General features: G+C 61.6%; 14 protein-coding genes. 12 read left to right on the forward strand and 2 right to left on the reverse strand.

Going from position 1 to position 11956, the window contains the following annotated elements; genetic code table 11:
* Positions 1-41: 41 nt before the first annotated feature.
* From ACSW29_RS05485 to ACSW29_RS05510, 6 genes are read left to right on the forward strand one after another with little or no spacing between them, the layout of a single operon-like run.
* Entirely contained in the window at positions 42-1640 is a 1599-nt protein-coding gene (locus ACSW29_RS05485; protein ID WP_448276767.1) for an FAD-binding protein, read from the forward strand.
* A gap of 3 nt (positions 1641-1643) precedes the next feature.
* On the forward strand, positions 1644-2429 hold the full coding sequence (locus tag ACSW29_RS05490; protein WP_230814787.1) for a 2-keto-4-pentenoate hydratase: 786 nt from the start codon (positions 1644-1646) through the stop codon (positions 2427-2429).
* A gap of 8 nt (positions 2430-2437) precedes the next feature.
* A complete protein-coding gene (locus ACSW29_RS05495; RefSeq protein ID WP_124568885.1) occupies positions 2438-3340 on the forward strand; it encodes an acetaldehyde dehydrogenase (acetylating) in 903 nt (300 codons plus the stop codon).
* Entirely contained in the window at positions 3337-4380 is a 1044-nt protein-coding gene (dmpG, locus tag ACSW29_RS05500) for a 4-hydroxy-2-oxovalerate aldolase (protein WP_214886863.1), read from the forward strand. The genes ACSW29_RS05495 and dmpG overlap by 4 nt, the downstream gene beginning before the upstream one ends.
* Before the next feature lie 3 nt (positions 4381-4383).
* Complete coding sequence (locus ACSW29_RS05505; RefSeq protein WP_317827467.1) at positions 4384-5136, forward strand: SDR family NAD(P)-dependent oxidoreductase; 753 nt, start codon at positions 4384-4386, stop codon at positions 5134-5136.
* Positions 5133-5621, forward strand: coding sequence for a VOC family protein (locus ACSW29_RS05510; RefSeq protein WP_347871810.1), 489 nt, complete (start codon positions 5133-5135; stop codon positions 5619-5621). The genes ACSW29_RS05505 and ACSW29_RS05510 overlap by 4 nt, the downstream gene beginning before the upstream one ends.
* Here the strand turns inward: ACSW29_RS05510 and ACSW29_RS05515 are convergent.
* The gene (locus ACSW29_RS05515; RefSeq protein WP_448277406.1) at positions 5608-7215 is read right to left on the reverse strand and encodes an FAD-dependent monooxygenase; all 1608 of its coding nucleotides are present in this window, start codon (positions 7213-7215) and stop codon (positions 5608-5610) included. The genes ACSW29_RS05510 and ACSW29_RS05515 overlap by 14 nt on opposite strands.
* Positions 7216-7357: 142 nt before the next feature.
* Here ACSW29_RS05515 and ACSW29_RS05520 point away from each other — a divergent pair, with 142 nt between their 5' ends.
* From ACSW29_RS05520 to ACSW29_RS05545, 6 genes are all read left to right on the forward strand, one after another.
* A complete protein-coding gene (locus tag ACSW29_RS05520) occupies positions 7358-7834 on the forward strand; it encodes an HIT family protein (protein WP_031332834.1) in 477 nt (158 codons plus the stop codon).
* A gap of 171 nt (positions 7835-8005) precedes the next feature.
* Entirely contained in the window at positions 8006-9181 is a 1176-nt protein-coding gene (locus ACSW29_RS05525; RefSeq protein WP_003945652.1) for an alkane 1-monooxygenase, read from the forward strand.
* A complete protein-coding gene (locus ACSW29_RS05530) occupies positions 9178-9348 on the forward strand; it encodes a rubredoxin (RefSeq protein WP_081098331.1) in 171 nt (56 codons plus the stop codon). The genes ACSW29_RS05525 and ACSW29_RS05530 overlap by 4 nt, the downstream gene beginning before the upstream one ends.
* 30 nt (positions 9349-9378) lie before the next feature.
* A complete protein-coding gene (locus ACSW29_RS05535; RefSeq protein WP_060938438.1) occupies positions 9379-9570 on the forward strand; it encodes a rubredoxin in 192 nt (63 codons plus the stop codon).
* Positions 9570-10826, forward strand: coding sequence for an NAD(P)/FAD-dependent oxidoreductase (locus ACSW29_RS05540; protein WP_448276772.1), 1257 nt, complete (start codon positions 9570-9572; stop codon positions 10824-10826). The genes ACSW29_RS05535 and ACSW29_RS05540 overlap by 1 nt, the downstream gene beginning before the upstream one ends.
* Before the next feature lie 74 nt (positions 10827-10900).
* A complete protein-coding gene (locus tag ACSW29_RS05545) occupies positions 10901-11518 on the forward strand; it encodes a TetR/AcrR family transcriptional regulator (RefSeq protein WP_317827464.1) in 618 nt (205 codons plus the stop codon).
* 65 nt (positions 11519-11583) lie between these two features.
* Here ACSW29_RS05545 and ACSW29_RS05550 read toward each other — a convergent pair whose 3' ends face one another.
* Entirely contained in the window at positions 11584-11955 is a 372-nt protein-coding gene (locus tag ACSW29_RS05550; protein ID WP_317827463.1) for a hypothetical protein, read from the reverse strand.
* Position 11956 lies beyond the last annotated feature (1 nt).

Genomic DNA, 11956 nt, shown 5'->3' on the forward strand with positions numbered 1-11956 from the left:
GATAACGAAACACGTTGCAGTGAGATTGAGGATGGTGCGGTGTGACCTGGGATACTTCGGTTGACGTCCTTGTGGTCGGGTTCGGTGTGGCGGGCGCCAGTGCGGCGCTCGAAGCGGTAGCGGCCGGTTCGTCGGTTTTGGCGATCGACCGAGCGCTCGGTGGTGGAGCCAGCACGATTTCCGGAGGAATCTACTACGCCGGCGGCGGCACCGTGATTCAAAAAGAAGCCGGCGTCGAGGACAGTCCCGAAGCCATGCTTGCCTACCTGAACCGCGAGGTCGGTGACGCGGTGACGCCGCAGACCCTGGGCCGGTTCGTCGACGAGAGTCCGGCGTCGATCGATTGGCTGCGCAGTCACGGCGTTCCGTTCGAGGCCTCACTGTGTCCGTACAAGACGTCGTATCCGAGTAACAAGCACTACCTCTACTTCTCGGGTAGCGAATCTGCCGGCGGGTTCCGTGACATCGCGAAACCTGCTCCGCGCGGTCATCGCGCCAAGGGGCGTGGCACGTCGGGAAAGATGCTCTACGGCCCGCTCGCGAAGTCCGCGGAGGCCAAGGGCGTCCAGTTGCTCGGCCAGACGCGAGCTGACCGGCTGATCATCCAGGACGGCCGGGTGATCGGCGTCGAAGCGCTGACGCTTCGTGACGCACCTGCCGGAGTTCGACGCCGGCACGCGACGCTCGGATCCCTGTCCTCCAAGCCCGGCGTCTACGCGCCGCAGTTGCGCACGATTCTCGACGCACTCATCGCAAAGATCGAGAAGAAGCACGCCAAGCGGATTCGCATCCAGGCACGCGGCGGCGTGATCCTCAGCGCCGGCGGCTTCGTATCCAATCGCGAGATGATGCGCACCCATGCCCCCGCCTACAAGGGCGGTATCCCGCTCGGCACCTCCGGGGACGACGGCAAAGGCATCAACCTCGGTATCGAAGCCGGGGGAGCCACCGACAAGCTCGGCAATGTTTCCGCCTGGCGATTCATCGTCCCGCCGAGTGCTTTTCTCGGTTCCGTCCTGGTGGGTGAATCCGGCGAGCGGATCGTCGACGAGTCCCGGTACGGTGCCGCTCTCGGTCAGGCGATGGCAGAGAAGAGCCGCGGAATCGGTTGGCTGCTGGCAGATTCCGAACTCGTTCGCGAAGCGAAATCGCAGATCAGTGACCAGTCGATGTGGTTCCAGCGGGTGCAGACCACCGGAATGATGCGTACTGCAGTGCGTGGCAACACCATTGCCGAGGTCGCCCGCAAAGCGGGGATAGACGTCGCCGGCCTTCAAGCCACCGTCGACGCGCACAACTCCGCTGCCGCTGCCGGACAACCTGATCCGATGGGCAAACCGTCGGACTTCGTCAGGCCTGTACTGTCAGCGCCGTTCACAATGTACGACGTCTCGATCAAGCCCAACATGATGAATCCGTGCCCGATGCTCACGCTCGGTGGATTGGTGGTCGACGAATCGTCCGGCATGGTGAAAAACGAGTCCGGGGAGGGTATCTCAGGTCTGTATGCCGCTGGCCGTACCGCCGTCGGTATCTGTTCCAACTCGTATGTGAGCGGATTGTCGCTCGCCGACTGCGTGTTCTCCGGCCGTCGTGCCGGCCAGCATGCAGCCACATTCGCAACAGTCGGAAAGGCCTGAACGATGCTCTCGACGCAGATCCGCGGCGAACTTGCCGACCATCTCGATTCGGCGGAACGGGACCGCGCTCCGATCAGTCCGCTGATTGCCGCGTATCCGGACATCGACGTCGTCGACGCTTACGAGATCCAGCTCATCAACATCCGGCGTCGTGTTGCCGGTGGCGCAAAGGTGGTCGGACACAAGGTCGGGCTCTCGTCACTGGCCATGCAGCAGATGATGGGCGTCGACGAGCCCGATTACGGTCACCTGCTCGCCGAGATGGAAGAGTTCGAGAACCGTCCGGTCGACACGTCGCGCTTCTGCTTTCCACGCGTCGAGGTGGAGGTTGCCTTCATTCTGGGAGCAGATCTGCCGGGCGCCGGGTGCACCGAACAGGACGTCATCGACGCCACTGTCGCCTACGCGCCGTCCATCGAATTGATCGACAGCCGGATCAAGGACTGGAAGATCGGCCTCTCGGACACCATCGCGGACAACGCCTCCTCTGCGGGGTTCATCCTCGGCAAGGAACGAGTTCGCCCGTCGGACATCGACATCAAAGCGATCGACGCGGTGCTGACCTGCAACGGCGAGCGGATTGCGGAGGGGCGCAGCGATGCGGTTCTCGGGAACCCGGTCACCGCTGTCGCGTGGTTGGCGCAGAAGGTCGACACGTTCGGAGTTCGGCTCAAGGCCGGCGACATCGTTCTGCCGGGTTCGTGCACGCGAGCGATCGACGCTCATCCAGGCGACAACTTCCGAGCCGAGTTCAGCGGCCTCGGCTCCGTCTCTCTTCAGTTCACCTAGGAGTAGTCATGACCAAGGCAAGTGTGGCGATCGTCGGATCGGGAAACATCAGCACCGATCTGTTGTACAAACTGCAGCGCTCCGAGTGGCTCGAGCCGCGATGGATGATCGGAATCGATCCCGAGAGTGAAGGATTGGCTCGCGCTCGCAAGATGGGACTCGAGACCTCCGCCGAGGGCGTCGACTGGTTGCTCAGCCAGGCGGAGAAACCGGACCTGGTCTTCGAGGCGACGTCGGCATACGTGCACCGCGAGGCAGCACCCCGCTACGAGGCCGCCGGTATCCGTGCCGTCGACCTGACTCCGGCCGCGGTCGGCCCGGCTGTGGTTCCGCCCGCGAACCTGCGTGAGCACCTGGACGCGCCCAACGTCAACATGATCACTTGCGGTGGGCAGGCAACCATTCCGATCGTCTACGCGGTGTCGCGTGTCGTCGACGTGGCGTACGCCGAGATCGTCGCCTCTGTTGCATCGTTGTCCGCCGGCCCGGGAACTCGCGCGAACATCGACGAGTTCACCAAGACCACCAGCCGCGGTATCGAGACCATCGGCGGTGCCCAGCGCGGTAAGGCGATCATCATCCTCAACCCCGCAGACCCGCCGATGATCATGCGCGACACCATCTTCTGCGCCATTCCCGAGGACGCCGATCGAGCCGCGATCACCGACTCCATTCACCGCGTCGTCAAGGACATCCAGCAGTACGTGCCGGGTTACCGATTGCTCAACGAACCGCAGTTCGACGAACCGAGTGTCGTTTCCGGTGGCTATGCCACAGTCACCACGTTCGTCGAGGTCGAAGGCGCAGGCGACTTCCTGCCCCCGTACGCGGGCAACCTCGACATCATGACGGCAGCAGCCACCAAGGTGGGCGAGGAAATCGCCCAGAAGCTTCTGAGTGTGAAGGCATGAGCGACATGATTCATTTCGATTCGAGCTGGGACATCCGCGTCACCGACACGTCGCTGCGCGACGGCTCCCACCACAAGCGTCATCAGTTCACCGTCGAAGAAGTACGGGCCATCGTCGGTGCCCTCGACGGAGCCGGAGTGCCGGTCATCGAGGTCACTCACGGCGACGGCCTCGGCGGGTCCTCCTTCAACTACGGCTTCTCGAAGACTCCCGAGCAGGAACTGATCAAAGCTGCAGTCGAGACGGCGACCAACGCGAAGATCGCCTTCCTGATGCTGCCCGGGTTGGGCATCAAGGACGACATCGTCATCGCGCAGGACAACGGTGCGTCCATCTGCCGCATCGCAACTCACTGCACCGAGGCAGACGTATCCATTCAGCACTTCGGCCTCGCGCGTGAGCGTGGACTCGAAACAGTCGGATTCCTCATGATGGCTCACTCGATTCCGCCGGAGAAGCTGGCCAAGCAGGCTCGCATCATGGCCGACGCGGGTTGCCAGTGTGTGTACGTGGTCGACTCGGCAGGCGCGCTGGTACTCGAGCAGGTATCCGATCGCGTCGAGGCACTGGTTCAGGAACTCGGCAGCGATGCTCAGGTCGGCTTCCACGGCCACGAGAACCTGGGCCTGGGCGTCGCCAATTCTATTGCGGCAGTTCGTGCGGGCGCCAAGCAGATCGACGGTAGCACCCGACGTTTCGGTGCGGGTGCCGGCAACGCCCCGGTCGAGGCCTTTGTCGGTGTTTGCGACAAGATCGGAGTCAAGACCGGTATCGACTTCTTCGCGATCGCCGATGCTGCCGAAGACGTTGTGCGCCCGGCAATGCCGCAGGAGTGCCTGCTCGATCGTCAGGCACTGATGATGGGCTACGCCGGCGTGTACTCGAGCTTCCTCAAGCATGCCGAGCGTCAGGCCGAGCGGTACGGAGTGTCGTCCGCGGAGCTGTTGGTGCGCGCAGGCAAGCGCAAGTTGGTCGGCGGCCAGGAAGATCAGTTGATCGACATCGCGCTGGAACTCCAGCGCGAAGCAGCGGCTTCCTAGGCCATGGCAGACGTACTGGCCGGAAAAGTGGCATTGGTGACCGGCGCGTCCTCAGGGTTGGGCCGCGCCGTCACCGAGATCCTCCACCGCAGGGGCGCAAAGGTTTTCGGTGTCGCCCGTGACAAGGAAAAGCTGCGGCAGTCGATGGTCGAGGTGGTCGGCACGGACGGTGAGCGTCGTTACGCAGCGACGGACGTCTCGGATTCTGCTCAGTGTGATGCGGCCGTGCAAGCGTGCGTCGACGAACTCGGTGGTATCGACATCCTCGTCAACGTGGCGGGATCGCACTCGCTTCGTCATACGGCGGATATTGCGGATTCCGAATGGGCACATGACCTTGCGGTCAATCTGAACGGACCGTTCTTCCTTTCCCGCGCAGCACTGCCGCACTTGCTGGAACGAGGCGGCAACATCGTCAACGTCTCCTCGATCGCGGGGCTGGAAGGACAGGCGTACTCGGCTGGATACTGCGCTGCCAAGCACGGACTCATCGGACTGACCCGAGCGATGGCGATGGAGTTCACCGGAAAATCTCTGCGTGTCAACGCAATCTGCCCCGGTGGCATGATGACTCCTCAAGTCACCGGATTCACCTTCCCCGACGGAGTCGACTTCGATCTCGTCATGAAAGTTGCGTCGCCGCGTGGCTTGATGGAAGCCGAGGACGTTGCGAAGATGGTGGCTTTCGTGGCCTCCGACGACGCCTCGGCGATACACGGGGCCGTCTACTCGGTCGACAACGGAAAAATGGCATGAACCCGTTGGTCTCGGGACCGATCTTCCAGATCTGCTGGGTGGTCGAGGACATCGAGGCTGCCGAACAGGAGTTCACTCGGCAGTGGGGAGTGGAGCGGTGGCTGCGTATGCCAGGCATCGTCTTTGGCCCCGAGACCACAACGTATCGCGGGGAGCCCGCGGACTATGTCGTGCACGTGTCGATCGGATATGCGGGCAGCCAACAGCTCGAGCTGATCCAACCAGTGTCCGGACGCAACCTGTACACGGAGTTCCTGGAGACTCACGGCGTCGGAGTTCATCACATGGCCTGGGTTCCAAGCGATTACGAGGCGACGTTGCTCGAGGCCGAGCGTCGCGGAATGTCGGTGGTGCAACAAGGTCGGGTAGAGGGCGCCGGCATGGAGTTCTCCTACCTCGATGCCGGGCCGTTGGGTGGATACGTCGAGTTGATGAAGCTCTCACCGGAGATCCGGTTGATGTTCGCTTCGCTCATTCCTGTTTGACGGCAAACACTTTCGTGAAGTAGTCGGAAACGTTCTCCGGGTGACCACGGAATCCGAGGTAGCCGTCGGGGCGAATGACCAGCGCCGCCGTACCTTCGACCCCGTACGCGGCGCACAGTTGCGAGTCGTTGTCCTCGATGATCGGCACCAACGAATCGACGGTCACGGTTCCCGGTGGCACTATCGCGTAGACGTCCAACATGCGGTGCGCTGATCGAATGGCGGCGTCGGCGACCTTCTCGAGGCTGTTGATGCTCTCTGCGGATCCGTCCGAAGTCAGCAGTAACGTGTGATCGACTCCGGACAGCAAGTCGAACAACCGAATTGGATACTGCACACCGTCTCGGCGCATTCCGCGGGCATCGGGTGCGCGCTCGCCCGGTTGGACGTGTGGACTCGAAGAATCACGCCCGGTGTTCAGCGGACTCTCCGAGTAGTCGATCAACAATTGAGCCTGGCGCCGCATTGCCGTGTCGATGGAGGACTCTCCCGAACCGATTCCTTCTCGAGCATTTCGGACGGTCATCCCGACGACTTCTTCACCGACCGGCCGCCTTTCGGTGTCGTAGGTCTCGAGAAGATCTGCTGTTGCAACGCCTTTGACGGCGAGCGCTATCTTCCATGCGAGATTGTGGGCGTCCTGGATCCCGGTGTTCATGCCTTGCGCGCCAGTCGGGGGATGGATGTGCGCGGCATCGCCGGCGACAAAAACCCGTCCGCGACCGTAAGCGTCGACGATGCGGTGGCTGATGCGGAAGACCGAGGACCATCGCAGCATCGAGGCGGTTGTCGGTTGTGGGGAGAGTCTGTCGAGAACGGCTTGGACGTGATGGAGTTCAGGTGTTTTGCCTGTTGAAAAGCCGTGTTGTACAGAGGCTTTGTTCGACGATTCGTCCGGCATCAAATCGTCCGGAACGAGCATCGACATGCGGTACCGCTTGTGTCCGGGGAGCGGGATGCACACGAGTAGGTCGTCGGTGGTTCCGTCGTCGGCGGTGTGGTTGGCGCGGACGGAGTAGCCGCTGGGGATCGACCAGTCGACTTCGACGTCGCCGAGCATGTAGCTTTCGGCAAACGCGCCGCCCTCGAAGCTCAGGCCAAGCCCTTTGCGGACCACGCTGTGCGCGCCGTCGGAACCCACCAGGTACTGGGTCGTCACGGCGCTGCTGTCGCTGAGGGTGCAGGTGACGGCGTCGTCGGATTGTTCGAATGAGGAGAGGCCGACTCCGCGTTCGACGGTTGTCCCCAGCTCGGCGAGGCGCTCGGTGAGGATGCGCTCCGTCGAGTACTGGGGCAGGCAGAGGAACCAGTAAGGAACGTCCTCGGGGAGGGTGAGGTCGACGCGGCCGACCTCGACGCCGTTCGTGTACATGATTTGACCGCGCATCACTGTCGAGGCGTCGAGTGCCTGGCGGAGCACCCCCATGTTCTCGAAGAGTTCGAGAGTGCGTGGCTGAATCCCGACGGCTTTCGCGTATTGCCGCGGTTCGTCCAGGGGGTCGATTATTCGACATGAGATACCGCGTCTGCGTAGCTCGATCGCGGTGGTCAAACCGATCGGGCCGGCGCCCGCTACCAATACGTCGGTATCCATGAGGACCCACTCACGTCGGGGACAGTCGGTCATTTCAGTATGGGTAAGCGAACTTTTGTTTTGGGGAAATTGACCCAAATCGGAGATCTGGGGGGGTTTTCTGCATGGATCGAAGACGTTGGGATCGTGGGAAGATCGCGAGGTGAGGGCAGACGAGTTGCATCATGAGCCGCCGGGGTACCGCTGCCCGTTCTGTCGCTACGCGCTCGGCGAGTTCGACGAGCACAACGCGTCGACCGACCTCGTCGCCCGAACCGACAACGTAATTGCTCGGATTTCCCCGAAGTGGTGGCCGGGCAACCCTGGCCACGTACTTGTGTCACCGATCGAACACTTCGAGAATCTCTACACTTTGCCCACGAGCGTCGGGCACTCGGTGTTCGACCTGGTTCAGGCTGTGGCTGTTGCAATTCGTGAAGAATACGGCTGTGACGGTGTCTCGACCAGGCAGCACAACGAACCGGCGGGCAACCAGGACGTCTGGCACCACCACGTCCACGTGTTTCCGCGGTACGAAGCCGATCGCCTGTATTCCCGGCACGGCGAAGCGTCGTACGTTTCGCGTGAGGCGCGGGCGCCTTTCGGTGCGCTTTTGCGCCCTCGGTTCCTCGAATTCTGATCTGCTTCCACACCTGCTTGATGTACAAATCGGCATATTTGTAAAAGTTTTACCTTGAAATTCGTTGACAAAACACCATAATTTGTCCACTCTCTATACATAGATGTTGTTCGTGTCGCGGGTTGCCGCGCAGGACGCACTCCCTGATCCGAACGAGAACTGGAGAATTCGATGGCGGCGTTGGTGTACACGGAGCCAGATGGTCGGCTCGCAACTTGGAGAGACCGGAAACGCTACTTATGGCTGTTGGCGCTGATTCCGTCATCGGCAACTTTCATCGCCGTGGGGCTTGTTACCGCCACCGGATGGAATGTTTTCTGGTGGACCGGCCCACTGATTGCTTTTGCCCTCATTCCTGTCATCGACATTCTGGCGGGTGAGGACGGGAAGAATCCGCCCGACGAGGTGATCGACGAACTCGAGAACGACCGCTTCTACCGGTGGTGCACCTACGCCTATCTACCGCTGCAGTACACGGCCTTCTTCCTGTCCTGCTACATCTGGGCGCGTTGGGATTTGAGCGTTCTCTCCAATATCGGACTCGCAGTGACGATCGGTGTGACGGCCGGAATCGGCATCAACACCGCCCATGAACTCGGGCACAAGAAGGAGAGCGTCGAGCGCTGGTTGTCCAAAATCGTTCTCGCGCAAAGTGCTTACGGCCACTTTTACCTCGAACACAACCGTGGCCACCATGTGCGGGTCTCGACTCCGGAAGATCCGGCGACCTCGCGCTTCGGTGAGACCCTCTACGGATTCTGGCCGCGCAGCGTCGGCGGGGGATTGAAGTCGGCCTGGCATCTCGAGAAGACCCGCTTCGAGCGTTTGGGCACCACACACTGGAGCATCAAGAACGACGTGCTCAATGCCTGGCTCATGTCTGTAGTCCTGTTCGGTGTCGCGCTTGCAGTATTCGGGATCGGCATTGCGCCGTACCTCGTGATCCAGGCCTTCATCGGGTTCTCGTTACTCGAAGCGATTAACTACCTCGAGCACTACGGACTCCTGCGTCAGAAAACCGCAAGCGGACGGTACGAGCGATGCACGCCGGCACACAGCTGGAACAGTGATCGCATCTGCACCAACGTCTTTCTCTATCACCTGCAGCGACACAGCGATCATCATGCGAATCCGACACGTCGCTACCAGGCGCTTCGCAGTATGGAAGAGGCCCCTCAGCTCCCGAGCGGCTACGCCAGCATGATCATGCTCGCAACAGTCCCGCCCCTGTGGCGCAAGGTGATGGACCACCGCGTTCTCGAGCACTACCGAGGTGACATCACTCAGGTCAACATCGCGCCGAAGAAGCGCGCCAAGATCCTCGCAGCCTACGGGGTGAATGCATGAACGCCTATATCTGCCCGATCTGCGACTACACGTACACCGAATCGACAGGTGCTGCGCGAGAGGGCTTTCCGCCTGGCACGCCGTGGTCGAGTATCCCGGACGATTGGTGTTGTCCCGACTGCGGCGTCCGCGAGAAGATCGACTTCACTCTCGTCACACAATCCTGATCGAAATACCCACCGGCGAAGGGAAAACCGATGTCCGAGACTGCCACTACATACAAATTGTTCCGCTGCCTCCAGTGCGGGTTCGAATACGACGAAGCGATCGGCTGGCCCGATGACGGTATCGAGCCGGGTACTCGCTGGGACGAGATTCCCGAAGACTGGTCCTGCCCTGATTGTGGTGCTGCCAAAGTCGATTTCGAAATGGTGGAGGTGGACCGCTGATGACAGCGGTCAGCGAGCCCGACACACGCACCGTCGTGATCGTGGGCACGGGCATCGCCGGTTCCGGTGCGGCGCAGGCCCTGCGCAAGGAAGGGTTCGGCGGCAGCATCATTCTGATCGGCAGCGAACCCGAGGAGCCGTACCGACGCCCGGCGTTGTCGAAGGAACTACTGTCCGGGAAAGCGTCGATCGATCGGGTTCGGTTGCGGCCGTCGACGTTCTGGGCCGAACAGGGTATCGACCTTCGGATCGGCGCGACTGTTACCGCAATCGACACAGATGCCCGCACAGTGCTTTCAGCCGACGGGGACAGCGTCGCCTACGACGTTCTGATTCTTGCCACGGGTGGACGGTCCCGACGATTGGCCGCTGAAGACTCCGAGCGCGTTCACTATCTTCGGGATATCGCAGACATGCGACGCTTGCAATCCCAGCTGATCGAAGGATCCTCGCTACTGGTGGTCGGCGGTGGCTTGATCGGATCGGAGGTGGCATCAACGGCACGAGACTTGGGTTGCAGTGTGCAGGTTCTCGAAGCGCAACCGCTGCCCCTGTCCAGGCTGCTTCCACCGTCGATAGCGGAGAAGATCGCCGCGCTGCACGCCTTGGCAGGCGTCGACTTGCAGACGGGAGTCGACCTCGAGACGCTGACGACAGGTGCCGACGGTGTCACCGCACGCGCGCGTGACGGACGCGAGTGGACAGCGGACTTGGCCGTGGTTGCAATCGGATCCTTGCCCGATACCGATATGGCTGCTGCTGCGGGTATTGGAGTGGACAACGGGATTTCGGTAGACGGATACCTCAGGACGTCTGTCGATAATGTGTACGCGATCGGCGATGTGGCCAACGTGCCCAACGGTTTCCTCGGCGGCATGCACCGCGGTGAGCACTGGAACACCGCGCAGGACCACGCCGTCGCAGTTGCCAAGACCATCGTCGGGAAGGAAGAACCCTTCGAATCTGTCCCATGGAGTTGGTCGAACCAATTCGGCCGAAACATTCAGGTAGCAGGTTGGCCAGGCGCGGACGACACCGTGATTGTGCGAGGAGACGTGAACTCCTACGACTTCACTGCGATCTGCATGCGCGACGGAGGTATCGTCGGTGCTGTGAGCGTGGGGCGGCCGAAGGACATTCGCGCCGTTCGAACCCTGATTGAACGCTCCGCGGACTTCAGTGTCGACGTACTCGCCGATTCGAACAGTGATCTGACCGAACTTGCAGCGGGCCTTCTCCCCGCACCTGTGCGTTGAGTGGGCTCGTGACTTCTGCGGCTTGCGTGTCCACCGTTTTGACACCGAGCACGGGCGATGGAAATCTTCCCGATATGTCCACCGCTCGTGCCCGTGTCCCGTACCACGAGGCAGCTCGTCAACTTCTCCGTGCGTCAGCGCTCGACGCCACACGCGAACTCTTGACCGAGAAATCGTGGAGCGACATCACGATGGCGCATATCGCGGAAGCTGCGGGTATGAGCCGGCAGACGTTGTACAAGGAGTTCACGTCTCGCCAAGGATTGGCGTCCGGATACCTCATCCGGTTTGTCGACGAGTTTCTCGAAGAGGTGGAACGCGAAGTAACGCTGCATCATTCGGATCCGCGGGGCGCGGTCTCGGCAGCCTTCCGTGCCTTCTTCGACGCCGGTGCCCGGGATCCGATGGTGGTCAGTATTGTCGGTCCCCGTCCGCAACATGACCTGCTGAGCCTGGTCACCACCGACGGGACTCCGCTGCTCGAACATGCGAGCGCGAGGTTGGCCGAGATCTTCATGACCAGTTGGGCGAACGTCGACCGCATCCATGCCGAGATGTTCGGCGGCACGATAGTGCGTCTGGCGATCAGTCACGTGACGTTGTCCTTCGGTGCTCCCGATCAGATCGCCGAGAACCTGGGGGAGATGTTCGGGCCGTTTCTCGATCAGGTCATCGGTTCGGGAGCAGCCTGAAACGGATACCGGATGCAAAACGAGGGCCGACCCAGTGCGGATCGGCCCTCGTTGGTTGGTTTCGGTCAGCTGACCTCGGGGTCACGCACTGTGATGGTGCCGTCCCTGACCGCGTCGGCGATGCTGTCGTGCAGCTTCGGGCATCCGTCTTTCAATGCCGTCGACTGACCGGAAGCAATTGCTTCTTTAAAGGTGTGGCAACGCAGCGCCGGGTCGGAAGTCCACTGAACGCTGGTGTGCTTGTACGTGTTCTTGCGAACCAGTACGCAGGCACCGCATGCCTTGCAGTCGACTTCCTGCAGACCCGAGTCGAGGTATTCGTGCTTGTCCTCGATCGTCTGGGCCGCGATCGCCTCGAGCCGTGCCGTTTGCCCGGCAAAATCCGGTGCCTTGGCCCAACGAGCCCACCGTGCGTCGGTTCCGATCGAGGCGCTCACG

The sequence above is a fragment of the Rhodococcus sp. GB-02 genome (assembly GCF_053470465.1).